Here is a 25,887-nt window from a genome sequence, read left to right on the forward strand (position 1 = left end):
TCAAGCCGGCGTCACGTCGTCGACGTGACGGTGCTCATCGAAAGCCTGCTGCAATTGCGCCATGCACCGATCGGCGAGTTCGGTCGACGTGAACCCTTCACTTTCGGTGCCATTGGGGTGCCAGTGCCAGCTGGTCTCGCTCTCGGCCGACACGACGAGTGACTCTTCCCACAGCGAGACGGGAGTGGGGGGGACGCGGCGGGCGCCAAGGCGCTCGGGCACGTGGTCGCCGCGTGCGGCGATGGTGCCATGCCAGGCGATGGCGAGGAGCTGCCCGCCGGGCGGCACCGCATTGCCGTTGCGGATGTGGGCAATGGTCAGCGCGACAGGGCCGAGCTGCACGATGCAGCGATCAGGAGACAGGCGCAGTGTGGGGGCCTCACACGATTGCGCCGTGGCATACCGTCGGGCCTGCGCGACGATCGAGTCCGTCAGCTTGGAGAATTCCCGACCACCAACCGAAAGGGCGCGGTGCGACGTAAGGAAATTGGTACGATCGGGGCCGAAGCGGGCTTCGGACGCGGGTACCGGCGAGGCGCGCTCGATCACGGGACCTCCTGACTGGGGAAACGACGACGCGTGGGAGTGAGGTGCACTCCCACGCGCTAAACCGTTGTCGAGCGTGCTCAGCGAGCGCGCGTGACGTTCTCGGCCGCCGGACCCTTCTGGCCCTGCACGATGTCGAATTCGACGGTCTCGCCTTCGGTCAGCGACTTGAAGCCGTTGCCCTGGATGGCGGAGTGGTGGACGAAGCAGTCCTTCTGGCCGTTCGAGGGCGTGATGAAGCCGAAGCCCTTCGCGTCGTTGAACCACTTCACAGTGCCGGTCGTACGCATGCTGTACTCCTTATGGATGGATCGATGCTGGATCTGTCGGAGCACAGGGTCCTGAAGACTCGAATGCAAAACGAAACCGACTTCCACCTGCTCGTGATCGCCCTCACGATGGGCGCCATCTCTCAGTGATGGCTACGGTGCAAACACAGACGGGCCCGCTCGCTTTGGCAGGCCCGTTAGGTCGGAACATGTCCATGCGCCTTTATAAGCTGCTGCGCATGCATCGCTTCGATAAAGGTAGGGGGGAGTGAACCACGAAGCAATGCTCTGTCGTGGATTTTTCGCAAATCACCACTTGGCAAATCCCTCATAGCTGAGTACGCCACTTCGGATTTGCCTGCTTTCACTGATGTAGCGGCGAACGCTTGCCCCGCTCCCGTCTGGCGCCTAGCTCTGTGGCATGCTCGCCGACTCCGTACCCGTCCGCCTCGCCTTCTCGGGGCTCATCGATCGGCATCAGGCCATCCTCTTCGACGCGTACGGGGTTCTGGTCGATGCCTCCGGTGCCTTGCCGGGGGCCGCAGACGCCGTGGCGCTGCTGCTGCGTCGTGAGCAGCCGTTCCTCGTTGTCACCAACGACGCATCGCGCGCTCCGGCCCGGGCGTCGGCGCGCTTCACGAAACTGGGCATTCCCGTGCGCCCCGAGCATGTGCTCAGCTCCGGCATGCTCATCGCTCCAGCGCTCGCCTCGCATGAGATGCACGGCAGGCGCGTCGTGGTGCTTGGCACCGGCGACTCCGCCGACTACGCCCGGCAGATCGGTGCGGTTGTCGTCGATCCGGATGTCGCCGATCCGGCGGACGCCGTGGTGATCGCCGATGAGGGGGGCTTCGATACACTCGGGACGCTCGACGACACGCTGAGCATGATCCTCGCTGGTCACGCGCGGGGGCGCACGCCGGTCCTGCTGCTTGCCAATCCGGACCTCGTGTATCCCTCGGGAGGGGGGACCTTCGGGTTGACCGCCGGGTCGTTGGCCGGGATGCTGGAACGCGCCCTGCAGTTGCTCCTGGGGAGTGAGGCGCCCCGGTTCGAGGTGTTGGGCAAGCCCGCACCGCGTCACTTCGAGACGGCGCTGTCGATGGTTGGGACCCGCGACGCGGTCATGCTTGGCGACACACTGCACACCGACGTCGCCGGCGCCCATGGTGTGGGTATCGCCAGCGCCATTGTACTGACAGGCGTCACGACGGATGCGCAGGCGATGCACGCAGGCGTGCATGCTCCCACCTACGTGCTGAACGGATTGATCGGATGACAGGGACGGCGCGCTGGTGGTGTCTTCTGGTCGTTGGCGCGCTGGTCGCCTGCGCGCCCGGGCGGGACTATCCCTCGGAGCGCGCCGTGTTGCGCGCCACGCTCGTGGAGCTCTTCGCTCGGCGTGAGCAGGCGCGGGCCATCACGGTGTGGCACGACCCACGGGAGCAATCACCCACGCTCTCTGCATTCGGCGGCCCGTACGATCACCACGATACGCTGCAGCTCCAAATCGTGGACACCACCGGACTCGGTTTGCCGTTTCGCGTGGAGCGGACCATCCTTCGCGACGTCGAAGCCTACTTCAAGGCGCACCCGAAGGGGTGGGATGCGTGGTTCGCGGCGCATCCGGGCAGTGCCGGCGTCGTGGAGGTCACGAGGCCGCGCATGTTCGCCGACTCGGCGGTCGTGGTGGTCGGGCGCGCCTGCGGCGAAATCTGCCGGACGGCCTGGCGTGTGGTCGTGGTGCGAACCGATGGTGTCTGGACAGTCTCGCGTGTGGATGTGCTGAAGGTGCTTCGTTGATCATCACCCCCTTTTCCTCGTCGTCGGTGCACCTGTCGTGACTCTCGTTCTTGCCGACCGGCCACTCTGGGGCAGCACGTCGGCCGATGCCTGGCGTGCTGCGCTCGCTGGCTATGACCACGCCATCGCCGCCTTGCCGAACACTCGGCTGGTGGCGCTGGATGCGTGGTATCGGCATGCACTGCCGGTGAGTGTTGCCGAGCGCTCGCCGCATCACCTCACACACGACGAGATGGTGCGCGTCACCGAGTGGAAGATGGCGCGTGGCGTGTGGCGTGCTCCCAACCTCGTGCTGGTGCGCAAGAATGCTCCGGGCGCTGTCGAGGAGGCCACGTCGGCAGCTTCTGGCCTGCTCGAGGACCTGCCGAAGGCGCTGGCGGCGGTCTCGGCGCTGCATGGCGTAGGCCCGGCCACCGCCTCCGCGGCGCTGGCGGTGCTGTCACCACCGCGTTTCCCCTTCTTCGATGAGATCGTGGCGGGGCAGGTCGCTGGTCTCGGGCCTGTGGCGTGGACGGCGGGGTTCTATCGCAAGTATGCCGCGGCGCTCATTGCACGAGCGGACGAACTCGGTGACGACTGGACGGCCACGCTGGTGGAGCGTGCACTCTGGGCCGACGGCGTGAACGCCGGAGCGCGCGTATGAGCATGGTGACCACGCGTACGGCCGATGTGGTGATCTGCGGCGCGGGGATTGCGGGGATCGCCGTTGCGCATGCGCTCAGCACGGTCCACGGTGTGCAGCGCGTACTGCTGTTGGACGATCACCCGCCTCTCACGCTCACGAGCGACAAGAGCACCGAGGCCTATCGCAACTGGTGGCCTGGTCCGGACGATGCGATGGTGGCGCTCGTGAATCGCAGTATCGACCTGCTCGAGCAATGGGCGGACCGCAGCGACAACCGTTTCCTGCTCAATCGCCGTGGTTATGTCTACGCCACCGCGCGCGCCGAGCGCGCGGCGCAATTCGAGCAGGAGGCAGCGATCGCCTCGGCGCAGGGGGCCGGTCCGCTGCGGGTGTATCGCTCCACCGCGGAGGCCTCGACGTACCAGCCGTCGTCGCACACGGGGTACCGTGGGCATCCAGATGGGGCCGATCTCTTTCTCGACCGGGAGGCTATCCGAGCGCAGTTCCCCTGGCTCGCCCCAGACATCTGCGCCGTACTCCATGCGAGGCGCTGCGGATGGTTCAGTGGCCAGCAGCTGGGCATGATGCTGCTCGAGGAGGCGAAGAGCAACGGCGCCGAGGTTCTGGCCGGGCGCGTGAAGGCCGTGCACGTCTCGGGCGGACGCGTGGAGGGCGTGGCGGTGGATGTTGCGGGCGGCCATACGGTGCACGTGGCCACCCCCTGCCTCGTCAACGCGGCGGGCCCTTACGCGAAGTCCGTCGGGGCCCTCTGCGGCGTCGATCTCCCGCTGTTCAGCGAGGCGCACTACAAGATCGCCATCGAGGACGCGCTCGGCGTGATCGACCGCAATACCGGGCTCGTGATCCTCGACGATCCGCAGTCGCTGTCCTGGAGTGATGAGGAGCGCGCGGAGCTTGCTGCCGACGACAGTACCCGCTGGTTGACCGAGCCGCTCCCGGCGGGGATTCATCTGCGCCCCGAGGGATATGGCAGCGCCCGCACGGTGCTCATGCTGTGGGACTACCACAGTGCGCATCGCTACGATGCCCCGGAATATCCGTTGCCCGACGATCCGTTCTACCCCGAGGTGGTCCTGCGCGGCATGACCGCGCTTGCACCGGGGCTCGCCGCCTATCTAGAGCGGCTGCCCCACGCCTACGTGGACGGGGGGTACTATACGAAGACGGCCGAGAACCGCCCACTGGTGGGACCGCTCGGCGTGGACGGCGCGTATGTGTGCGCGGCGTTCTCCGGCTTCGGCCTCATGGCGGCGCCGGCCGCTGCCGAATTGCTGGCGCAGCAGATCACCGGGGCCCCACGACCGGCGTACGAGCGGGCCTTTCTGCTTTCGCGCTATCAGGATCCCACCTACCGTGCGCTGCTCGCAAACTGGGGCAGTACCGGGCAGCTGTAGGCGGCTCAGTGGGTGGTCCCTCTCATCCTCATCCAACCCCGCATCATGTCGTCCATTCCTGATCTCTTCGATCCTGAGCAGGTCGCGCAGACGGTCTCACGCATCCGCGCGCTCACGCCCGAATCGGCGCCCGGGTGGGGAACGATGTCGGTGTCGCAGATGCTGGCACACGCGAACGTGGCTTACGAGATGGTCTACACCACGAAGCATCCACGCCCCAATCCGCTCATGCGGTGGGTACTGAAGCGAATCGTGAAGGAGCGGGTGGTGGGACCTGCACCGTACCCCCGGAACACTCCCACGGCACCGGCATTCCGCATCCGTCACGCACCGGCGTTCGAGGTCGAGCGCGACCGGCTGATTGCGTTTCTGCACCAGGTCGTGGCGGAAGGCCGGACCGGATTCGAAGGACGCGAGTCGTTGTCGTTCGGACCGCTCACCGCTGTACAGTGGAACGGGCTGTTCGCGAAACATCTCGATCACCATCTGCGGCAGTTCGGCGTGTAGCGCCACCTCGGCGCACCGGCCCGGTCTGGTGTAGCTTGTAGCATGACACCCCGCGCAGGGCGCACGTTCGGTCAGTTACCGGGCGCTGTCGCATGACCGCATCATCGGCAGGGGGCCCACTCGCGGCCCGGCGTGCACGCAACGCCAGGCTGCAGGCGCAGGCCGAGCAGTTGGCTGAACCCCATCAGCGCGAAGGGAAGCGTCTGCCGGTCGTGATGCTGCCGATCAACACGCGCAGCATCGTCGTCCTGCCCGCTGAGGCGCGCGAGCGGTTTCTCATGCATCTGCGGCTGCAGATCACACGAGCGTTCAGCGTGCCGGCGGCCGACGCATCCGTGGCGATCACCGAGGCGACGCTCAGTGCGGGCCACGATGCGGGGGAGATCGAGGGGCCAGACGCCGATTCGGATGCCACCATCCACGGTCCACTGCTTGGTGCGGGCTGTGCCATCTGCCGGGGTGAGTGCTGCACGGCGGGAGGTACGCACGCCTTTCTCAAGGCGGCGAGCCTCGTGCGCGTGCGGGCACAGCTCGTCGCGCAGGGCGAGGCGCCGACGCCGGCGTCGATCGAGGCCCATTATATGTCGGCGTTGCCAGTGCACCACTATCATGGTTCGTGCGTGTTTCACGCCGAGGACGGGTGCACGTTGGCCCGCGTCCTGCGCTCCAATCTGTGCAACCGCTACCTGTGCGGCGGGCTCACGCAGCTCACGCGCTCCATGACCGGCCACGAGGTGGAGCGCGCGTTCGTGGCCGCCGCCGACTCGATGCAGCTGCGGCGACTGGCCCGCGTGGATCGCAGCGGTACCCAGTCGTTGGTCATTCCCCTCGCGTAGACGTCAGCAGCCGCGAGGTCAGTGGGCGGCGAGCTGTGCCTCCACCATGCGCCGTAAGGTGCCGTCCTCGAGATAGCGCTTGAGGTACTTGCCGGGGCATCCCGTGTTGGCGTAGTGGTAGTGTCCGCCGATATCGTCGATCGAGAGACCATTCGTGCGGATGGCCCACGCCATCAGCTTCGCGATCGACGCCAATTGGGCCACCGTAGGCTCCTGCTGGTCGTAGTTGCCGATGATGCTGACCAGAAAATGTCCGGACGGATCGTAGGTGGTATTGGTCTCGCCCATGAAGCGCCAGTCGCGCCCCTCGTAGATATCGCCCTCGAGGTCGAGGAGGAAATGGTACGGCACGTCCCACCAGTTGCGATCGCGGGCGCCCCAGGCCTGCAGGTTGCGCAGGCGCTGGGCGGGATCTTCCTCCACCCGCAACGGGCGTGCATCGCCGGTGTGGTGCAGCGTGACGTGTGTGATCTGGTGGGGGATGCGGATGCGCATCGCCGCACCGCCGGCGCTGTCGGCATCGGCCACGGCTGCGGGCAATGATGCAACCGCCGCGAGTTCGAGGGCCACCAGGCCGGCGCCCAGTTCGCCCGGGCCGTACACCGCCACGACCACCACGTGTATGCCGCGCCAGTTGAACGCGCGCCCTTCGGTCACCGTGCGGGGCTCGCGCACCGCGGTGCCCGTGCCGCCGGCGGTCGCGAGTTCGAGACGCGCCAGATCGATTGCGCGGCCGTTCACGCTGTCGCGCGCCGTGGCCATGACATGCACCACGTGATTGCCGAACACCAGCGAGTCGCCCACGCCGATGTTGCGTCGCACCGCGGCGCCCGCGGGGGTGATCCCCACGGGCGCCGCGGCCTGCCACGTGCTATGGGCAATGACCGGTGGCTGGGCCCGATCGCCCGTGGCAAGGAGCAGGCCGATCAGCGGAAGCAGTCGGGTGACGTGCACGTCGATTGCGCAGGCGCGCCTAGGCGCGCACGATCTCCGGCAACGCTGCTGCCACGCGGCGCATTTCGTCGGGGGTGCCGATGCTGATACGCGCCCACGTGGTATACGGCGGGAAGGCACGGCCGATGAGGAAGCCCTTCGTCTTCATCGCCGCCTGCACCTGCTCGACGGGCATGCCAGTGTCGAAGAACACGAAGTTCGTGTGGGACGTCGTCATGCGGCGACCCATCTTCTTGATCGCTTCAGCCATGATCGCCCGACCTTCGGCGTTGCGATCGCGGCACATGGTCTGGTAGGCCGTGTCCTGAATGGACGCCACCGCGGCGCGGGCACCGAACACGCCCGGGAAGCTCGTCACGCATGGCTGCAGGCGGGCAATGATGTCGGGACGCGCGATCGCGAAGCCGGTGCGCAGTCCGGCGAGGCCGTGGATCTTCGAGGCGGTGCGCGAGATGATCACGTTCTCGCCCTTGGTGACGAGATCGATCATGCTCGTGTACTCCGGGGCCGTCACGAAGTCGTGATACGCTTCGTCCACCAACACCACGGACTTCTTCGAGGCGGTCGTGACGAAGTCCCGCAGCTTGGCGCCGTCGGTGAGGGTGCCCGTGGGGTTGTTGGGGTTGCACACGAAGACCAGGTCGACCGAGTTCACATGGCGGCGATCCATCGCCGCCAGGTCGTGGGCGAGGTCACCATTGAGCGGGACCTTGTGCACCGTGGCGCCCATGCTTTCCGCGTAGCGCGGCAGCCCTTCGTAGGTGGGCCACGGCGTGAGAACCTCGCCGCCGTGCATCGCGTAGGCGAGCGCCACGATCGACAGCACGTCGCCCGACCCGGCGGTCACGAGCACGTGGTCTTCCGGGACGCCGACATGCTTGGCATACACGCTGCGCAACGTGGGTACGGCTGCGGCGTTGTACCACGCATGCTCCTTCCACATGTCCATGATCGCCTGGCGCGCCGACGGGGCCATCCCGTACGGATTCTCGTTCGATGCCAAGCGGAGGGGCCCCTCTGCACGGCGCATGGCCTCGATTTCCCGTTCGAGCGCGAGGAATCCTTCGAGCGTCGTCTGGCCATTCACGACCGCAGGGGCCCCGTTCGGCGCCTCGAGCGCGGGCAGCACGGCGGGCGCGAGCGATTGGGCGGCGAGCGCACCGCCGGCCACCACACCAGACGACTTGAGCCACTGACGGCGGGAGAGCGGGCTGGACACGAACGGGCGCATGACGGTCCTCGGAGATCGGAAGGTCGAGCGGTGAACAGCGATGGCATGCCCGAGGGAACTCGGGACGCCCAACGTTACGGCCAAATGGCGCGCTCTGCACGCGTCGCCGGTGTTGGGGGCGCGCGTGGGGCTCGCCGGTGTCCACCCCGACTCTGCCCATGCGATTCCGGTGTGCGGCTGATGTATCACGCGTTTGCCATTTTATGAGCCAGTATCAAAACAGTAATAGGACAGAACAAGATCAATACACGACAATAACGGTAGGCGTCGTCCGCGTAGCCACGGGGGCGGTCCGTGCTGCAGGTTCTGCGTGTACGACCTCGGTGGAGGCAGCACCACGAGCGCCGGGAGGTGGGTCATGCGCCGCGCGTGTCAGGGGTGTCTGGCGAGGCGGAAGCGGTTGGTTGGGGGGTGGTCACATGCCTTGCTCCCCGCTCGGTCGAACCGCTAGCCTTCCGCTCTGATGACGCACTATGACCAGCTTGGCGGCGACGCCGGCATCCGAATTCTCGTGGACCGGTTCTACGACCTCATGGACAGCGCGCCGGAGGCGGTCAATGTGCGCGAGCTGCATGCGGCGAGCCTCAAGGTGTCGCGCGAGAAACTGTATCGGTTCATGTCGGGGTGGACCGGCGGCCCACAGCTCTATGTGGAGCAGTACGGGCACCCGCGCCTTCGCATGCGCCACTTCCCCTTTGCCATCGGGGCCCGTGAGCGCGACGAGTGGTTGTGGTGCATGGACCGTGCGCTCGCCGAACATGATGCGCCCGATGATCTCAAGACGCTCCTGCGGCAGCGGCTCCAGCAGCTGGCCGATCACATGCGCAACCAGCCGGAGTAACCGGTGCGCATTGTCGGTGGCAAGTTCGCCGGACGTCAGCTCACGTCGCCCAACGATTTTCGCGTGCGTCCCACCGCGGAAACGGTGCGCGCCCAGATGATGAAGCTCCTCGCGGACGACCTCGAAGGGGCGCGGGTGCTCGATCTCTTCGCCGGTACCGGCGCGCTGGGGCTCGAGGCGGTGTCACGTGGCGCAAAGTACGTGGACTTCGTGGAGTTTCGTCCGTCGAGTCTGCACGCCCTGCGCGCCAACATCGCAGCGTTGCGCGTGAGTGAGAAGGCGCGGGTGTACAAGAAGGACGCGCTGCCCTTCGCCGATGCACTTCCCCCTGAGCGTTACGACCTCGCGTTCGCCGATCCGCCGTACGAGTCACGCATGCTGGACCGCCTGATTGAGCGCTGGCTGCGCGCGCCGTGGTCGCGCGTGCTGGTGGCAGAACATGCCCGGACGCATCAGCTCCCGCGCGCCTCGAAGTTCGTGATGCTCGAGGACACCGCGATCTCGATTTACCGCAGCACGCCCGCCGTCATCGCGGCACCGCCCACGCTTCCACCTCCCCGGCCATGACCATCCGGCTCCGTTCGTTCTCCGCCCTGGCGCTGCTGTATGCGGCGCCCCTGATCGCTCCGCTCTCCGCGCAAACCACCAGAGGTGGCGCACCGTCGGCAGCCACCGCGGCGGCCAGCCGGGCCGCCCAGGCGCAGCGCGTAACCATCATGCGCGACCAGTGGGGCGTGGCGCATGTGTACGGCAAGACCGACGCGGACGCGGTCTTCGGCATGATCTACGCCCAGGCCGAGGATGATTTCCCGCGCATTGAGCTCAATTACATCAACGCCATGGGGCGTCTCGCCGAGGTGGAAGGCGAACGCGAGATCTGGCGCGATCTGCGCATGAAGCTGTTCATCGACACGCTCGACCTGAAAAAGCAGTTCACCGCCAGCCCGCCATGGCTCAAGGCACTGATGGTCGCGTGGGCCGATGGCCTCAACTACTTTCTCGCCACGCACCCGTCGGTCACACCGCGCCTCCTCACGACGTTCGAACCGTGGATGGCCCTGTCCTTCAGTGAAGGGTCGATCGGCGGTGACATCGAGAGCGTGAGCCTGCGCGGTCTCGAGCAGTTCTACGGCGCGGCCGATCGCACGCCCACCGCGCCATCGCGCGACGACGATGACGCATCGCCCTTCGGCCAGGAGCCCGGTGGCTCCAACGGGTTTGCCGTGGCGCCGCAGAATACCGCGAACGGTCATGCGCTGCTCATGATCAATCCGCATACCAGCTTCTACTTCCGCCCGGAGATCCACATGGCAAGCGAGGAAGGACTCGATGCCTATGGGGCGGTCACGTGGGGGCAGTTCTTCATCTATCAGGGCTTCAACCATCGCCTCGGCTGGATGCACACCTCCGGCGGCGGTGACGTGATCGACGAGTACCTCGAGACGGTGTCGCCCAAGGGCAAGGGGTTCGTGTACCGGTACGGCGCGGGCTCACGTAATGTGACCGCGAAGACCATTCGCCTGCCGTACAAGACGGCGAGCGGCATCGCCCAGAAGGTCGTGACCGCGTACTTCACGCACCATGGCCCCGTGATCCGCGCACAAAAGACGGCTGGTGGTGACCGCTGGGTGGCGGTGCGGATGATGAACAGTCCGCTCGATGCGATTCAGCAGAGCTACGGCCGCACCAAGGCGAAGACCTTCGAAGAGTTCAAGCAGGTCATGGCCATCCGCACCAACTCGTCCAACAACACGGTGTACGCCGACGCCGACGGTGTGATTGCGTACTTCCACGGCAATTTCATCCCCAAGCGCGACACGAGCATCGACTTCACGAAGCCGGTGGACGGCAGCGATCCGCGCACCGAATGGCAGGGGCTGCACACGCTCGATGAGATGATCCTGCTCAAGAGCCCCGCCAGCGGCTGGCTCATGAACACCAACAACTGGCCCTTCACGGCGGCCGGTGCGAACAGTCCGAAGATCGGCGATTGGCCGGTATACATGTCGGCGCAGCGCGAAGACAATCCGCGCGGGGTGCACGCGGTGCGCGTCCTGGAGAATCGCAGGGATTTCACCGTCGATCGACTCATTGGCGCCGCCTACGACAGCTACCTGCCAGCCATGGAGCAACTTGTACCACCGGTGATCGCCGCGTGGGACGCCCTCCCCGCCGCCGACGCCCGCAAGGCGCTGCTGGCCGTCCAGGTGCGCACACTGCGTGCATGGGACTACCGCTTCGGCGTGGCCAGTGTGGTGATGACGCTCGCCAACGAATACGGGGAGGAAGTGTCGCAGGCAGCCCGTGATGGCGCCCGGGACGCCGGCCTCCCGGTGCTCGACTACATCAAGAGCAAGGCCCCGGCCGATCTCGTGCTGGCGGCACTCGCGCGCGCGAGCGAAACGCTCACGAACGACTTCGGCGCATGGCAGACGCCGTGGGGCGATGTGAACCGGTTTCAGCGCGTGAGCGGCGACATCGGCGCGGGCTTCGACGACAGCAAGCCGAGCCTCCCGGTCGCGTTCGCGTCGGCCAACTGGGGGTCGCTTGCCGCCTACGGACAGACTGGCGCGCGCACCACGAAGAAGCGCTATGGCAATCGAGGCAACAGCTTTGTCGCCGCGGTGGAGTTCGGGCCGCGCGTGCGCGCGAAGAGTGTGCTGGCGGGCGGCGTGCATGCCGATCCGTCGTCGCCGTACTTCTTCAACCAGGGCGAGCGCTACGCCACCGGCAACTTCAAGGAGGTGAACTTCCATCGTGAAGACGTCGAGAAGCACGCGGTGCGTACCTACCAGCCCGGCAAGTGAGCAATCCGGTGACGGCTACCCTCCCCGCCGCCGCCGTCGATTTCGGCGCCAGCAATACCGACGTCGTCATTCATGACGGCCGCCAGCTCCGTCACTGGCGCTTGCCGATTGAGGGCCAGCCGAGCGATGAGCGGGTGCGGCATGCGCTCTCGGTCGGCGGAATGACGCCATCCGACGTCGCCTGGATCGCGGTGACCGGCGGCAACCGCACCGAGCTCTCACCGACCCTCGATGGGCGCGCGGTCCATCACGTGCCCGAGGTCCAGGCCATCGGGCGCGGGGGGCTTGCCTTGGCCGGCCTCGAACGCGCGGTTGTGGCGAGTGCGGGCTCGGGCACCGCCGTCGTGGCGGCGGGCCCCGGTACGTCGCACCACGTGAGTGGGACGGGTGTGGGTGGCGGCACCCTCGTGGGGCTCTCGCGCCTTTTGGTGGGCACGGTGGACCCGCGGGAGATCGACGCGCTCGCGCAGCGTGGCAAGGATACCGCGCACAACCTCACGATCGGCGAGATCCTGGGGCAGGCGATCGGTTCGCTGCCGCCGGAGACCACCGCGGTGAACTTCGGCCGAGTGGCGCGCCATCCAGTGGACGCGTCACGGGAGGATACCGCGGCCGCGCTCGTGAATATGGTGGGGCAGGTGATCGCCGTGATCGCCATCAACGCCGCACGCGCGCAGCAGCTCGAGGATACGGTGATCGTGGGGCATCTCACTGACCTGCCGAGTATCCGCCGTACCCTTGAATTGGTGGGGCAGTACTACGGCGCCGCCATCCGTATTCCGCCCGACGGTGGCTCGGCTACGGCACTGGGCGCGTTGCTCGTCACACGCGACGCGGTCGGCTGAGGAACCGCCGGCGCCTTATGCGCCTCGGCAGAAATGCCGGAGTGCCAGCATCGGGACAGAGCCCGGAACGGGTGCGGCATACCCCGGGATCTTCACGATCTTCTCGCTGGCAACCGTCTTGAAGCCCTTGTCGCTGTAATAGCGATTGGCCTTCACGGCCGCCGTGCCGTCGGCACAGCGCACCGATACGACCGTGCGCGAGCCGAACCACTCGCCGCCCGGCACCTTGGCCGGCTTGGTAAAGGTGGTGCGGAAGGTGGCCGTGACCTCACCCTTCTCACGTTTGGTGGTGGTGCGCTCGAGGGCGACCTGATTGCCACCCGAAATGGTGCCAACCGGCTCGAGCGACTGGGCACCGACAGGGCTGGACAGGCATGGTGCCAATAGGCATCCCAGCCCCAGCAGGAAGAGCAGACGTGTCGTGGACATCCCAGACTATGAAGGGCAGAAACCTCGTACGCAATCACTGGGTAGTGTGATCAGGATCGGCGCGTCGCACATTCCTGTGCGCGTCCCTCCTCACTCTCTCCATCTCCAGCGCCCATGCCCCTGATTCGTCCCATCCGTACCCGTTTGGCCACGCTGCTGTCCGCGACCGTGCTGGCGCTCCCTGCACCGGCCACCGCGCAGGCTCAGCCTCCTGCTTCCGCCGAACAGGCCGCGGTCATGACCGTGGTACGCGCACTGTTCGACGGTATGCGCGCCGCTGATTCGGCGGTGGTGCGCCGCGTGTTCGATCCCCGTGTGCGCATGATCACCGTGGAGCAGCGCAGCGGGCGTCCCGAGGTCAACGTGGGAATCGGCGCCGACAACTTCGCCAAGGCGGTTGGCTCGCCCCATGCTGATGTCTGGGACGAGCGCATCCGCAACGAGCAGATCCGGATCGACGGCACGTTGGCCTCGGTGTGGGTGGATTACGCGTTCTTTGCCGGCCCACGCTTCTCACACTGCGGGGTCGATCATTTCCTGCTGGTCAAAAACGGCAGCGGCGAGTGGAAGATCCTCGAATTGGCCGATACACGCCGCACGACCGGCTGTGACGACTGGAAGACGTGAGCGACGCGAGGTGATCACCGGATACACGTCGGCATCGTCGGATCGGGTCCCGCGATCGCCGGCTTGTTCGGGCGGTTCGCGATCGCCGTCATCACCTGATGCACGAAGCGCCCGAGTCGCGCCGAGTGATCGTAGTCGATGTACTGTGGTTCGTCGGTCTGCTGGTGATAGTCCACCGCGTAGCCGAGGGACATGTACACCGTAGGAATATCCTTGCGCACGTAGTTCACCTGATCGCTGCGGCAGAAGCGATTGAGCGGATTGGCCGGCACGTCCCAACTCTTGTCGATGACCATCGGCTCGGCAATGTTCGCATTGACCGAGTCGATCATGTCGCCGAACTCGCGGGAGAGTCGGCGTGCGCCGAGCATCTGAACGGAATTGGGGCCTCCGTACTTCACCTGCCAGTTCCGGCCCTTGCCCACCATGTCCATGTTGTGCGCCGCCACGACCTTGTCGAGGGGAATGGTGGGATGATCCGTGAACCAGCGTGAGCCAAGCAGGCCGCCCTCCTCGCCCTGATGCGAGATGAACAGGATGCTTCGCCCCGGCTTCTCCCTCGCGAACTGCTCGGCAAGTTCGAGCAGCACCACGGTGCCCGAGCCGTCATCGTCGGCGCCGTTCATGATGCTGTCGCGACGTGGGGCTCGGGTGGCGCGGGCGACCTTGATGAGCGAGTCGATCTTCCGCTGCTGCTCGGCGGTGGGCGTGCACACCGGGTCGTTCGAGCCCTGACGGCGCACGACCATGTTGTAGGCGCGCACGGAGTCGTGGTCTACCACGACCGAGTTGACGCCCACGTGGTCGTTGTGCGCGCCGACGAGCACATACTCACCGGCCAACTTGGGATCGCTGCCAGGGAGCATGGCGATCACGTTGCGCGCCGGATGCGGCGACATGCGCCACGCGTGCGAGAACGACGCCGTGACGGGGGCGCCCACGTCTCCCACGCGCAGGTCGCTCGGCTTCTTGCCGAAAATCGCTTCGGCGGCGTCGCGCGATATGGTCGCGGCGGCGGGCGCGTTGGGGTTGAGCACGGTCGAGGGGCGCATGCCCATCGGCTGCGCGAAGGCGCCATTCACGGCCGCCTGGGACATGTCGTCGAGGCCAATCACCAGCACCGCTACCGCGCCGACGCCGGTGGCGCGCGGGTCACGCAGGACAGTGGGTACGGCCCGGCGCGCTGGCGCTGCTGTCGGATTGGCGCGCTGGCGCGCTTCTTCGGCAATGGCCGCATTGGCGCCGAACTTGTCTGGTACGTCGGCGCAGCTGACGAAGCTCACCGGTGCACCGGTGCTGGGGGCGACCGCGCGTGCCGCGGGTGCCGCGCTGAAAACGATCACCTTCCCGCGGTAGGCATTGGCATCGATCATCGCCGTGGAGTCGCCCCACTGTCCCGCGTACACGGCGGGGATGCCGTTGATCTCCGCTGCGCCGCCGAACCCGTTGGCCAGCGACGGCGCGGTTGGGATCCAATCCTTCTTCGGCTGGAGCGTCCTGCCGCCGGCGCTCAGTCGCGCGGTAGCGCTGTCAAAGCCGATCGGTCCGAAGGGGAGCGTCTGGAAGAATCCGCCGCTGTCACCCGCCGGCTTGAGGCCAAGGCGCTTGAACTCCCGCGCGATGTAGGCGGTGCCCTTGTAGTTCCCCTGCTCGCCGATGCGACGCCCCATCATGGAGTCGTCGGCGAACTGGTAGAGGCGCGTGCGGAGATCATTGGCCGTGATCGCCGTGGTCGTAGGCCGCGGCGCCCACTTGCGGGGCCCCTCGTCGGACCAGACCGTGCGCTCGGTGCGGACGGTGGCGGTCTGGGTGGTGGGGCGGTTCTGGGCGCCGGCGGTGGCGGCCCAAACGGACGCCAGAAGAAGCGCCGGCGGGACAAAACGTGCGTAGATCACGTGTGGCTCTCGGGCAGCAGGGAGCAGGAGGCGGGAGGCCAGGGGGCAGGCAACAGCCCCCGAGCGTATCCTAAAGTTACGCGGCATATTCGGCGCATGCTGACCCGCCTTCTATTCCGATCGGTCCCCGCCGCGCTCTGCTGGGCGGCCGTGACTGCCCCGCTGGCCTCGCTCCACGCGCAGGCCCCCTACCGCGCCGCCGACCTGCACGGCCTCCGCCTCCGCTCCATCGGTCCCGCCTCCATGAGCGGCCGGGTGGTCGACATGGACGTGGTGGAGTCCAACCCGTACACGATGTATGTGGCCGGCGCGACCGGTGGCCTCTGGCGCACCACCGACAACGGCGTCACTTGGACGTCGATCTTCGATGCGCCGGTCCATTCCATCGGTGATGTGGCCGTGTTTCAGCCGAACCCGCAGATCCTCTGGGTGGGGACCGGCGAGCGCGCCAACCGGCAGAGCGTGGGGTGGGGCGACGGTGTGTACAAGAGCACCGATGGCGGCAAGACGTGGGTGAACGTCGGGCTGCAGACGAGCATGCACATCGGGCGCATCCAGCTGCACCCCACGGATCCCAACACCGCATGGGTCGCGGCCCAGGGTAGCGTGTGGGGCCCGGGTGGTGAACGCGGCCTCTTCAAGACCACCGACGGCGGCCGTAGCTGGACGCATGTCCTCACGGGCGACGACGACACCGGCGTGACGGATGTGGCGATCGACTGGAACGATCCCAACGTGCTCTACGCGGCCACCTATCAGCGCCGCCGCAGCGCCTACGGCTTCGATGGCGGTGGCCCCGGAAGCGCGCTCTGGAAGAGCACCGATGGCGGCGAGACGTGGCGCAAACTCACCGGCAACGGTCTGCCCGCCGGCGAGTACGGCCGCATCGGCATCGCGGTGTATCGCAAGAACCCGCGCATTGTGGTGGTGAGCATTGAGCAGGGGGCGCGCTACAACGCCAGCACGGCCTACATCCAGCGCAAGGCGGGCGTGTACCGCAGCGATGATGCCGGCGCGACGTGGACGTTCATGAGCGACTGGAACCCGCGCCCCATGTACGCGAGCCAGCCGATCATCGATCCCAACGACGACAAGCGCATCTACATGCTGAACGCGTACTCGTTCAGCGACGATGGCGGCAAAACCTTCACGGCACCGCGCACCACCACGCACGGCGACGACCGTTTCGTGTGGGTGAACCCGAAGGATGGGCGCCATGTGATCAAGCTCGACGACGGTGGCATTGGCATCAGCTACGATCGCGGCCGCTCCTTCCTCTTCGTCTCGTCGCTGCCGCTGTCGCAGTTCTATCGCGTGGCCGTCGACAACGCCGTGCCCTTCAACGTGTACGGCGGCTTGCAGGACAACGGCTGCTGGATGGGACCGAGCGCCAGCTGGACCACCAGCGGCATCCTCAACGAACACTGGTCCCGCCTCTGCGGCGGCGACGGCTTCTGGGTGGTGCCCAACCCGAAGAATCCGCGCACGGTCTACTCGGCGTCGCAATTCCTCGGCCTGCAGAAGAACGACACGCGCACCTGGCAGGTGCAGGATCTGCGTCCGGGCGACAGCACCGGCCGCATCGGCGGCCGTCGCAACTGGGAAACGTGGGGCAAGCCCGGCGCCACGCAGGTCCTCGGTAATGCGATGCATCCCGCCAACTGGGACGCCCCCATCGTGATTTCACCGCACGACACGAACACGCTGTACGTGGGCATGCAGCATCTCTTTACGTCGAAAGACGGCGGCGTCACGTGGAAGAGCCTCGGCGACATGACCACCGGCGTGGATCGCAGCACGCTGCCGCTCATGGGGCGCACGCCGAACGAAAACACGCTCTCGCTCGACGACGGCGTACCGTACTTCCCCGGGGTGACGGCGCTGGCCGAATCACCGCTCGTAAAGGGACTGTTGTACGTGGGTACCGACGACGGGCGCTTTCGTATCTCGCGCAACGGTGGCCTCTCGTGGACCGATGCGCAGACGAAGCTTCCCGGGTTGCCGAAGGACTCGTGGTTCGCCGGTGTAGAGCCGTCGCGCCACGCGGCAGGTACGGTGTATGTGGTGGCTGATAATCACCGGAGTAACGACATGACGAACTACGTGTACCGTAGCACCGATTACGGTACCACGTGGACGCGGGTCGAAGGGGATCTGCCCCCCAACCGCGTCGCGCGCACCATTCGTGAGGATGTGCGCAACCCGCGGCTGCTGTACCTCGCCACCGAGTTCGGCATGTTCCTCTCGCCCAATGCCGGCGCCAACTGGCTGCCGTTGCGCATGAACATGCCGCTGATGCCGTTCAACGACATGGTGATCCACCCGCGTGACAACGCGCTGGTGCTAGGCTCGCACGCCCGTGGTGTGTGGGTGCTCGACCAGATCAACGCGCTGCAGGAGCTCACCACGGAGGTGGCGGCCAGCGCGGCGCACCTGTTCTCAATGCAGCCTGCGCACCAGATCCGCACCGCCAACCTGCGGCCGCACACGGGCGACATGATCTTTCGCGGTGAGAATCCGGCCAACGGGGCGCTCGTGGACTACTGGCTGCGTGACGACGGCGCCGCCGTTACGCTCACGGTGCACGACAGCACCGGTCGTCTGGTGCAGTCGCTCGCGCCGTCAAGGCAGCGCGGTGTGAACCGCGTGGTGTGGAACCTCCGCCATGCCGATCTGCCCGTGCGCAGCGGTGGGGGGGAAGACGATGACGAGGGGCCGCGCCCCACTACCCCCGGCCCGCTCGTGCTGCCGGGCACGTACACCGTACGCCTGGCGCATGCCGGCCGCACGATGGAGCAGAAGGTGGTGGTGCGCGATGACCCGCGCCTCACCGTCACGCGCGCGCAGCGCGCGGCATGGACGGCGTTTCACCGCGATGTGGCCAACCTGGTCACGAGCTTCGCCGAGGTGGCCACGCGCGTGCGCGGGCTGAGCGGCGCGGAAACCCAGACGCGCGATCTCAAGCGTCAGGCGGCCGAGCTGCAGTCGCGGCTCACCACGCTCTACTCGTCGGTGGCGCGCTGGACCGGCACGCCCACGGCGGATCAGCGTTCACAGCTGCGCTACTACAAGCGCATGGCGGCGGAGCTCGAGCGGGCTTCAGTGTCGCGTTGAGTTCGTGAAACGTCCGTAAGGACGGCGGCGGCAGACGAGGCAGCGGAGGCGGCGGAGCACCGTCGTCGCCGCTGCCTTGTCTGTTGCCGCGGAGCGCTTGGATGTTCCGCCACGCGCTACATTGCAGCGTGCTCAACCTCTGGTCCTCCTCCAGGTACGCGATCGAACTTCCCGACGGCCATCGTTTCCCGATGGCCAAGTACCAGCTGTTGCGCGAAGGCGTGCTGCGCGAAGGGCTGGTGCCGCCGGAACGATTGCACGACCCGCAACGCGTGGCCCTGGAAGACCTCCTGCGCGTGCATACGCCGGCGTACGTGGCGCACATCGTGAATGGCACGCTGCCGTACGCGGAACAACGTCGTATCGGGTTGCCGTGGAGTGACGCCTTTGTGGAGCGCGCCTTTCGTGTGGTGCAGGGCACCGTCGAGGCGAGCGAGGCGGCGCTGGAGCACGGTGTGGCAATGAACCTCGCCGGCGGCACGCATCATGCCTTTCCGGACCGAGGCGAAGGCTTCTGCACCTTCAACGATGTCGCGGTGGCCGTGCGCCGCCTGCAGGCACTGGGCAGGGTGCGGCGCGTGGCCATCGTGGACCTCGACGTGCATCAGGGGAACGGCACGCACGGCTGCTTCGCAGGCGATCCGCACGTGTTCACCTTCAGTATGCACGGCGCGAAGAACTTCCCGTTTCACAAGGTGCCCGGCACGCTCGACGTGGAGCTCGAGGACGGCACTGGAGATGACGTGTACCTCGATCTGCTGTCCCAGCACCTGCCGCGCGTGATCCGCGAGGCGCGCCCGGATCTCGTGGTTTACTTGAGCGGCGCCGATCCGCACGAGGGTGACCGACTGGGCCGACTCACGCTCACCTTCGACGGTCTGATGGCGCGCGACCGCTATGTGGTGAGCACCTGCCGTGAGGTGGGGATCCCGGTGTGCGCTACCATGAGCGGCGGCTACGGCCGTGACGTGCACGACACGGTGGCGGTGCATCTCAACACGGTGCGGGTGTTGCGAGCCTTTGCCCAGCGGTAGCCTACGGGCGTACGTTTAAGGGTAGTCCGTCCCGTCCCACAGGAGACCCCCGATGACCCGTCGTACCCTGCGGCAGAGTGCCGCTGCTGTTTTCGCCGTGACCGCCCCACTCGCGCTGTTGGCGACGGCCGCTCAGGCCCAGCCCAAGGTGTTCCAGTCGGTGGCGCACGACTACCGCGTGGTGACCGTCGCCGATGGGTTCGTGAACCCGTGGGCAATCGCGTTCCTACCGGGCGGCGACCTGCTGGTGACCGAGCGACCAGGGCGCCTGCGCATCGTGCGCGGCGGCAAGCTGGTGCCCACCCCGGTGGCCGGAGTGCCGGCGGTCGCGGCGGCAGGGCAGGGCGGCCTGCTCGACGTGGCGTTGCACCCGCAGTTCGCCACCAATCGCCTCGTGTACCTCACCTACTCGAAGCAGGTCCCCGGCGGTTCCACTACCGCGCTGCATCTGGCGAAGTTCGAGAAGGACGCGCTGGTGAACGGCAAGGACATTTTCGTCGCCGATACCAAGGGCCGGCCGGGCCACTTCGGTTCGCGCATCACGTTCGACAAGAGTGGCCACCTGTTCATCAGTGTGGGTGACCGTCAGATCGCTCCTGAGGGGGATCTCGCGAAGCACCCCGCGCAGGAGCTGTCGAACCACCACGGCAAGACCATCCGCCTCAACCTCGATGGCAGCGTGCCGGCCGACAATCCGTTTGCCAAACAGGCGGGTGCGAAGCCGGAGATCTGGAGCTTCGGCCATCGCAATCCCCAGGGGCTGCTCATCCACCCGGTGACCGGTGACCTCTGGGAAATCGAGCATGGCCCGCAGGGGGGCGACGAGCTCAATCTCATCGAGCCCGGGAAGAATTACGGCTGGCCGGTCGTCGGCTTTGGCGTGAATTACGGCCCCGGCAAGGCGATCCACGCCAGCACCATGGCACCGGGTATGGAGAATGCCAAGCACGTGTGGGTGCCATCGATTGCCACGAGCGGCCTGCTGGTCTACACGGGCAACAAGTTCCCGGCCTGGCAGGGGAGCGTGTTCGTGGGCGGACTCGCCGGGCAGCGTGTGGCGCGCCTCACGCTCGACGGGCAGAAGGCCGATTTCGCCGAGAACCTCGTGCGTAATCAGGGGCGCATCCGTGACGTGCGTCAGGGCCCCGATGGTTTCATCTACCTCGCGGTGGATGACCAGCAGGGGAAGCCGACGCCGATCGTGCGTCTCGAGCCGGTCGCGCGTCGCTAAGACCCACGGCAGCGCTGGATCAATGAAACGATCGCCGCGGTGAGCCTCTGCTCATCGCGGCGATCGTCGTCTCCGGGTCGTCTCGGGAAAGGTCTGCGCAGTGGACGAGCGGGTGACGCTCAGGCGTGCGACGCCCAACTCGTTTCCCCCTTGGTGTAGGGGAGGCATGGTTCGTAGTTCCCCGGTGCCTCCTCGTACCGCATCGCTTTGGTGGCGCCGATCTCGCTGGTGAAGAAACCGAGCAGAGAGAGCTCCTTCATCATGCGGAAGTAGTGCGGCGGCTGCTCCGGTGTCTTCGTCTTCTGGTACGCGTGCTGCTCCCTGTCGAGCGCTGTGAGTAGCGTAATGCGCTGTTCCGGCGTGGCGTGCATGAAGCCGGTCGCGCATGTGGCCTTGCATGCCTCCTCAAGCGCGGTCATCCCCTCGCGGAAGATCTTCCGGTCGTCCGGCGTGTAGCAGTCGGTCACCATCAACGCCATGAACGGACCGGTGGCCGCCGCCTTTGCGCCTGGTGACTTCTCCGTCTCGGGCAGAATGGTGTCGGCCACTTCGTCGAGAAATTGCTGATCGGCCACCGAAAACTCCCCGATCGGCGACGGCCCCGTGGCCGCGTTGGTACCGTTGGCCGCGGGAGGGCGATCGCCGGCGCATGCGGTGAGCAACTGGCTGCCACCCACGAATGCCACGCCGCCAAGCAGCACACTCACGCGCTTGATCGCCTCGCGGCGCGCGATGCCTGCGGACCGCGCCGCCGAGACTCCCGGGGTCGTGTCGAAATCCGTCATGGGTTCGGGCTCCTTAGAGGTCGCGACGCGTGAGCGCATTCACCGCGAAGTCTGCCGCGCGTGCCGTGAGCGCCATGTAGGTGAGCGACGGGTTCACTGCCGCCGACGACGTCATGCACGACCCGTCGGTCACGAACACGTTGAGTGCATCCCACACTTGGTTGTTGCCATTGAGCACTGACGTCTTGGGGTCACGGCCCATGCGCGCTGTCCCCATCTCGTGAATGCCCATGCCGGGGGCGTAGCCACTGTCGTACGGGTTCACGTTCTTCACGCCGCTGTTTTCGAGCATTTCCGCCATCTCGGCGGTCATGTCCTTACGCATCAGCCGTTCGTTCTCACCGATCTCGCAATCGATCTTGAGCACCGGCAGGCCCCACTTGTCCTGCTTGGTTTCGTCAATCGAGATCATGTTCTTGTGATCAGGGAGCATCTCACCAAAGGCGGTGCCACCGATTCGCCAGTCGCCCGGCTGCGCCATCTCGTCCTTGAACGCACCGCCGATGCCGAGCTCCGCCACCGCACGTCCCCATCCCTGACGGCTGGCGCTCCCCTGATAGCCGAAGCCGCGGAGATACGGGCGCTTGTCACCGAACAGGTTCTGCCATCGCGGGATGTAGAAGCCCGTGGGCCGCCGGCCATGGTAGTACTTGTCGTCGAAGCCTTCGAGACGACCGCTGGCACCGAGGCGGAAGTGGTGGTCCATGAGGTTGTGACCGAGCGCGCCACTGCTGCTGCCCAGCCCCCCGGGCCAGATGTCGCGCGCCGAGCGCATGAGCAGCCACGTGGAGTTGAGCGTCGAGGCGCAGAGAAAGAAGATCTTCGCCGTGTACTCGGTCGCCTCCTGCGTGAGGGCGTCGACGACGCGCACGCCACTGACCTTCTTCGTGTTCTTGTCGTACACGAGTTCGTGAACGATGGCGTTAACCTTAAGCGTGAGGTTTCCCGTCTTCACTGCGGCCGGGAGCGTCGACGACTGGGTGCTGAAATAGGCGCCGAAGCTGCATCCCAGCCAGCAGGCATCGCGCGTCTGGCACTGTCCGCGGCCGGGAAGCGGCTGCGTGAGGTTCGCACTGCGGCCGATGATCAGGTGGCGCTTGCCCTTGTAGTGCTTCTTGATCTGCTCGGCCACGTGCTGCTCGCCGCAATTGAGCGCGAAGCCGGGGAGAAACTCGCTATCGGGGAGCTGCGGCAGGTTTTCGCGCGTGCCCTGGATGCCGGCGTGCTTCTCCACGTGCGCGTACCAGCCTTCGATTTCCTTGTAGCGGATCGGCCAGTCGACGGCGATGCCGTCCCTGGCATTCGCCTCGAAGTCGAAGTCGCTCCAGCGGTAGCTCTGGCGCCCCCACATGAGCGAGCGGCCGCCGAGGTGGTAACCCCGGTACCAGTCAAAACGCTTCACCTCAGTGTACGGGTGTTCCTTGTCCTTGGCCCAGTAGTCGAGGTTCGTTTCGTTCAACGGGTAGTCACGCTTGAGCACCGGATAATCGGCGATCATCTGCTGCGTGCGTCCGCCACGGTGCGGGAATTCCCAGGGGCCTTTGGTGGCGTTCTTGTAGCCCGTGATGTGGTCGATGTGATGGCCACGCTCGAGCAACAGCACCTTGAGGCCTTTTTCGGTTAACTCCTTCGCGGCCCAGCCGCCGGAGATACCGGAACCTACGACGATTGCGTCGAACTCCGTCGCTTGTGCAGCCTGCACTGCTCCTCCTGTTTCGCAGCCCCGGGAGTGATGGGCCGATCGGTGCCGGCGCCGGCGTGGGTGGATGCGTCGCCGGCGTCGCGCAACGCGCGCCATGGAAGAAGCTGTGCGATGGGACCACCGCCCGCGAGGGGTGTTTCCGAAACGGGTCCGGCTTGACGGGGCGCGCCCGGCGGTGAGAATCGAGACATGCTCACCTCTCTCACACTCCGTGGTACCTCCGCCCGTCGATTGGGGCTCGCGCTGCTCGCCCTGCCTCTGCTGACCGCCTGCTCGCGCACGATCGGCCGAAGCGCTGGGCGGTCGTCCGAGCCGGCCTTCATCCACCCCGACGGCCCGCCGACCAATCCCTTCTCGCCCGCGGTGCGCGTGGGCGACCTCGTATTCGTCTCGGGGACACTGGGGACCGTGGGCACCGGTATGCAGCTCGTTCCCGGCGGGATCGGCCCCGAAACGAAGCAGGTGATGGAAAACATCAAACGCACCCTCGGGGCGGCCGGCCTCGGCATGGACCGGCTGGTGAAGTGCACGGCGTTTCTCGCCGACCTCAAGGAGTGGCCGGCCATGAACGAGGTGTACCGCAGCTATTTCCCAGACGGCAGGTACCCAGCGCGCGCGGCGGTACAGGCCACGTTGCTGGCTGGCGCGCGGGTGGAGCTGGAGTGCGTGGCGGCGGCGAAGTGACGAGGGCCGCCGATTAACCCACCACCAGCGGCAGCATGCCCAGTGTGCAGAGCGTCCCGAGTGCCGTCATCACCGTCCGCATCCGACCGGTCCATGCCGGGAGGAGCCCCGTCTTCGCGGCTGACACGTCCCATGCCAACTGGATGAGGCTGGAGGCAATGAGCAGGGCGAAGCCGATGCGCCGATCGAGCTGCGGCAGCAGGGCGAGAAGCCCAACGACCGATGGCGCGGCCGCCGCCGAAAGCCGTGCGAGCCGCGGGTGCTGCGGGGCCCGCACCAATTCGGCCCCCCAGCGCGCACCGCCCAGAAAAGTGAGCGTCAGCGCCGAGTAGACGAGGAATACCGTGGTCGCGACCGGGCGCTGCGTCGGGACCCCGTATCCGACCGCCAGACAGACAAGGAACGGGATCAGCCCCGAGGCGCTGATCAGCCACAGCGCGCGGGACGGCATGGCGGGCACCGTATGGTTCGTCATGGGTAAAAGTTGCCACGAAGTGGCGTGGTGAGGAATACGGCGGTATAAGTGTCACCATCATGCCAACGACCGCCAGCCGCCTGTCCGTTTTCACGGAGTCCGTCATCCGAGGCACCACGCGCCTCGCGAATCAGCACGGCGCCATCAACCTCTCGCAGGGCTTCCCGGACTTCGATCCGCCGGAGGTTCTCCTCGAAGGGCTCGATCGCGCGCGCAACGGGCCGTTCCACCAGTACGCCGTCACGTGGGGCGCGCCGCGTTTCCGGCAGGCACTCGCGAAGAAGATCAGCCACTTCACGAAGCTCGAGGTGGACCCCGAACAGCATCTCGTGGTCACCTGCGGCAGCACGGAAGCGATGATGGTGGCGATGATGACCGCCTGCAATCCGGGCGACAAGGTGATCGTGTTCTCGCCCTTCTACGAGAACTACGCCGCCGACGCGATTCTCTCGGGTGCGGAGCCCATCTACGTGCCGCTCCACCCGCCCGGGTTCGGCTTCGACGAGGACGACCTCAAGAAAGCGTTTGCGCAGCGGCCCAAGGCGATCGTGATCTGCAATCCGTCAAATCCGAGCGGGAAGGTGTTCACGCGCGACGAGCTGCTCACCATCTTGCGGTACGCCGAGCAGTACGACACCTGGGTCATCACCGACGAACCCTACGAGCACATCGTCTACGCGCCGCACGAACACGTGTACTTCAACACGCTGCCGGGAGCGTTCGAGCGGACGATCACCTGCAACTCGCTCTCGAAGACGTACTCCATCACCGGCTGGCGCCTTGGCTATGTGCATGCCCCGGCGCACGTGATCAACCAGGCGAAGAAGGTCCATGACTTCCTCACGGTCGGTGCGGCGGCGCCGCTGATGGAGGCGGCGGTCGGTGCCCTCGAATTGCCGCAGTCGTACTACGACGGACTCACGGCGCTCTACAGCGCGAAGCGCGAACTCTTCCTCGACATCCTGCGCACCACTGGCCTCCCCTTCACGGAGCCGCAGGGCGCGTACTACGTGATGGTCGACATCAGTGCGCTCGGCTTCCCCGACGACACGACGGCCAGCGAATGGCTCATCAAGGACGTGGGCGTGGCGGGCGTGCCCGGATCGAGCTTCTTCCGGGAGCCGGTGAAGCACCTGATCCGCTTCCACTTCGCCAAGCGTGAGGAAACACTGCGGGCGGCAGGGGAGCGGCTGGGATCACTCGCCCTGCGCGCCAACGCCGGGCGCTGACCG

General features: G+C 66.5%; 25 protein-coding genes. 16 read left to right on the forward strand and 9 right to left on the reverse strand.

The annotated features are described in order from the left end of the window. Positions 1–549, reverse strand: coding sequence for a hypothetical protein (locus tag ACIQ51_RS02040; protein WP_396203337.1), 549 nt, complete (start codon positions 547–549; stop codon positions 1–3). 77 nt (positions 550–626) lie between these two features. Continuing rightward, positions 627–836 (reverse strand): cold shock domain-containing protein, encoded by a 210-nt coding sequence (locus tag ACIQ51_RS02045; protein WP_396203338.1) that lies wholly within the window; start codon positions 834–836, stop codon positions 627–629. A 400-nt stretch (positions 837–1,236) separates the two neighbouring features. Between ACIQ51_RS02045 and ACIQ51_RS02050 the strand changes: the two genes are divergently transcribed. From ACIQ51_RS02050 to ACIQ51_RS02075, 6 genes are all read left to right on the forward strand, one after another. Beyond that, positions 1,237–2,094: an HAD-IIA family hydrolase gene (locus ACIQ51_RS02050; RefSeq protein WP_396203339.1), complete on the forward strand. Its 858-nt coding sequence runs from the start codon at positions 1,237–1,239 to the stop codon at positions 2,092–2,094. Then, positions 2,091–2,618, forward strand: a complete 528-nt coding sequence (locus ACIQ51_RS02055) for a hypothetical protein (protein WP_396203340.1) — start codon at positions 2,091–2,093, stop codon at positions 2,616–2,618. The genes ACIQ51_RS02050 and ACIQ51_RS02055 overlap by 4 nt, the downstream gene beginning before the upstream one ends. 37 nt (positions 2,619–2,655) lie before the next feature. Then, positions 2,656–3,261 (forward strand): hypothetical protein, encoded by a 606-nt coding sequence (locus ACIQ51_RS02060; protein ID WP_396203341.1) that lies wholly within the window; start codon positions 2,656–2,658, stop codon positions 3,259–3,261. After that, positions 3,258–4,658: an NAD(P)/FAD-dependent oxidoreductase gene (locus ACIQ51_RS02065; protein ID WP_396203342.1), complete on the forward strand. Its 1,401-nt coding sequence runs from the start codon at positions 3,258–3,260 to the stop codon at positions 4,656–4,658. The genes ACIQ51_RS02060 and ACIQ51_RS02065 overlap by 4 nt, the downstream gene beginning before the upstream one ends. Positions 4,659–4,703: 45 nt before the next feature. After that, positions 4,704–5,165: a DUF1569 domain-containing protein gene (locus ACIQ51_RS02070; RefSeq protein ID WP_396203343.1), complete on the forward strand. Its 462-nt coding sequence runs from the start codon at positions 4,704–4,706 to the stop codon at positions 5,163–5,165. Positions 5,166–5,257: 92 nt separating this feature from the next. Further along, the gene (locus tag ACIQ51_RS02075) at positions 5,258–6,001 is read left to right on the forward strand and encodes a hypothetical protein (protein WP_396203344.1); all 744 of its coding nucleotides are present in this window, start codon (positions 5,258–5,260) and stop codon (positions 5,999–6,001) included. 18 nt (positions 6,002–6,019) lie between these two features. Here the strand turns inward: ACIQ51_RS02075 and ACIQ51_RS02080 are convergent, their stop codons facing one another. Both ACIQ51_RS02080 and ACIQ51_RS02085 read right to left on the reverse strand, forming a co-directional pair. After that, positions 6,020–6,955, reverse strand: coding sequence for a peptidoglycan recognition family protein (locus ACIQ51_RS02080; RefSeq protein WP_396203345.1), 936 nt, complete (start codon positions 6,953–6,955; stop codon positions 6,020–6,022). Between the two features lie 19 nt (positions 6,956–6,974). Continuing rightward, positions 6,975–8,186: a pyridoxal phosphate-dependent aminotransferase gene (locus tag ACIQ51_RS02085; RefSeq protein ID WP_396203346.1), complete on the reverse strand. Its 1,212-nt coding sequence runs from the start codon at positions 8,184–8,186 to the stop codon at positions 6,975–6,977. Positions 8,187–8,649: 463 nt separating this feature from the next. Between ACIQ51_RS02085 and ACIQ51_RS02090 the strand changes: the two genes are divergently transcribed. Genes ACIQ51_RS02090 through ACIQ51_RS02105 form a run of 4 tightly spaced genes read left to right on the forward strand, consistent with a single transcriptional unit; the run spans position 8,650 to position 12,679 of the window. Beyond that, a complete protein-coding gene (locus ACIQ51_RS02090; protein ID WP_396203347.1) occupies positions 8,650–9,027 on the forward strand; it encodes a group II truncated hemoglobin in 378 nt (125 codons plus the stop codon). Between the two features lie 3 nt (positions 9,028–9,030). Beyond that, a complete protein-coding gene (locus ACIQ51_RS02095) occupies positions 9,031–9,594 on the forward strand; it encodes an RsmD family RNA methyltransferase (RefSeq protein WP_396203348.1) in 564 nt (187 codons plus the stop codon). Further along, positions 9,591–11,834, forward strand: coding sequence for a penicillin acylase family protein (locus ACIQ51_RS02100; protein WP_396203349.1), 2,244 nt, complete (start codon positions 9,591–9,593; stop codon positions 11,832–11,834). Before ACIQ51_RS02095 ends, ACIQ51_RS02100 begins: the two co-directional genes overlap by 4 nt. A gap of 8 nt (positions 11,835–11,842) precedes the next feature. Continuing rightward, on the forward strand, positions 11,843–12,679 hold the full coding sequence (locus ACIQ51_RS02105) for a Fumble domain-containing protein (RefSeq protein WP_396203350.1): 837 nt from the start codon (positions 11,843–11,845) through the stop codon (positions 12,677–12,679). A gap of 15 nt (positions 12,680–12,694) precedes the next feature. Here ACIQ51_RS02105 and ACIQ51_RS02110 read toward each other — a convergent pair whose 3' ends face one another. Beyond that, the gene (locus ACIQ51_RS02110; protein ID WP_396203351.1) at positions 12,695–13,108 is read right to left on the reverse strand and encodes a hypothetical protein; all 414 of its coding nucleotides are present in this window, start codon (positions 13,106–13,108) and stop codon (positions 12,695–12,697) included. Between the two features lie 114 nt (positions 13,109–13,222). Between ACIQ51_RS02110 and ACIQ51_RS02115 the strand changes: the two genes are divergently transcribed. Next, on the forward strand, positions 13,223–13,735 hold the full coding sequence (locus ACIQ51_RS02115) for a nuclear transport factor 2 family protein (RefSeq protein WP_396203352.1): 513 nt from the start codon (positions 13,223–13,225) through the stop codon (positions 13,733–13,735). Positions 13,736–13,749: 14 nt separating this feature from the next. Here the strand turns inward: ACIQ51_RS02115 and ACIQ51_RS02120 are convergent, their stop codons facing one another. Beyond that, a complete protein-coding gene (locus ACIQ51_RS02120; protein ID WP_396203353.1) occupies positions 13,750–15,630 on the reverse strand; it encodes a M20/M25/M40 family metallo-hydrolase in 1,881 nt (626 codons plus the stop codon). A gap of 96 nt (positions 15,631–15,726) precedes the next feature. On the opposite strand from ACIQ51_RS02120, the gene ACIQ51_RS02125 reads away from it, so the two are divergent. The 3 genes from ACIQ51_RS02125 to ACIQ51_RS02135 all read left to right on the forward strand — a co-directional run bounded on the left by ACIQ51_RS02125 (position 15,727) and on the right by ACIQ51_RS02135 (position 21,009). Further along, positions 15,727–18,744, forward strand: a complete 3,018-nt coding sequence (locus ACIQ51_RS02125; protein ID WP_396203354.1) for a WD40/YVTN/BNR-like repeat-containing protein — start codon at positions 15,727–15,729, stop codon at positions 18,742–18,744. 128 nt (positions 18,745–18,872) lie between these two features. Further along, complete coding sequence (locus ACIQ51_RS02130; protein WP_396203355.1) at positions 18,873–19,778, forward strand: histone deacetylase; 906 nt, start codon at positions 18,873–18,875, stop codon at positions 19,776–19,778. Between the two features lie 52 nt (positions 19,779–19,830). Beyond that, positions 19,831–21,009, forward strand: coding sequence for a PQQ-dependent sugar dehydrogenase (locus ACIQ51_RS02135; RefSeq protein ID WP_396203356.1), 1,179 nt, complete (start codon positions 19,831–19,833; stop codon positions 21,007–21,009). 119 nt (positions 21,010–21,128) lie between these two features. Here ACIQ51_RS02135 and ACIQ51_RS02140 read toward each other — a convergent pair whose 3' ends face one another. Beyond that, positions 21,129–21,794, reverse strand: coding sequence for a gluconate 2-dehydrogenase subunit 3 family protein (locus tag ACIQ51_RS02140; RefSeq protein ID WP_396203357.1), 666 nt, complete (start codon positions 21,792–21,794; stop codon positions 21,129–21,131). A gap of 13 nt (positions 21,795–21,807) precedes the next feature. Continuing rightward, positions 21,808–23,496: a GMC oxidoreductase gene (locus ACIQ51_RS02145; RefSeq protein WP_396203358.1), complete on the reverse strand. Its 1,689-nt coding sequence runs from the start codon at positions 23,494–23,496 to the stop codon at positions 21,808–21,810. Between the two features lie 189 nt (positions 23,497–23,685). Between ACIQ51_RS02145 and ACIQ51_RS02150 the strand changes: the two genes are divergently transcribed. Further along, positions 23,686–24,180: a RidA family protein gene (locus ACIQ51_RS02150; protein WP_396203359.1), complete on the forward strand. Its 495-nt coding sequence runs from the start codon at positions 23,686–23,688 to the stop codon at positions 24,178–24,180. 13 nt (positions 24,181–24,193) lie between these two features. Here the strand turns inward: ACIQ51_RS02150 and ACIQ51_RS02155 are convergent, their stop codons facing one another. Beyond that, positions 24,194–24,655: a DUF3429 domain-containing protein gene (locus ACIQ51_RS02155; RefSeq protein WP_396203360.1), complete on the reverse strand. Its 462-nt coding sequence runs from the start codon at positions 24,653–24,655 to the stop codon at positions 24,194–24,196. A gap of 59 nt (positions 24,656–24,714) precedes the next feature. On the opposite strand from ACIQ51_RS02155, the gene ACIQ51_RS02160 reads away from it, so the two are divergent. Beyond that, the gene (locus tag ACIQ51_RS02160; protein WP_396203361.1) at positions 24,715–25,884 is read left to right on the forward strand and encodes a pyridoxal phosphate-dependent aminotransferase; all 1,170 of its coding nucleotides are present in this window, start codon (positions 24,715–24,717) and stop codon (positions 25,882–25,884) included. Positions 25,885–25,887: the final 3 nt, after the last annotated feature.

Source organism: Gemmatimonas sp. (assembly GCF_044344655.1).
Classification (GTDB): Bacteria; Gemmatimonadota; Gemmatimonadetes; order Gemmatimonadales; family Gemmatimonadaceae; genus Gemmatimonas.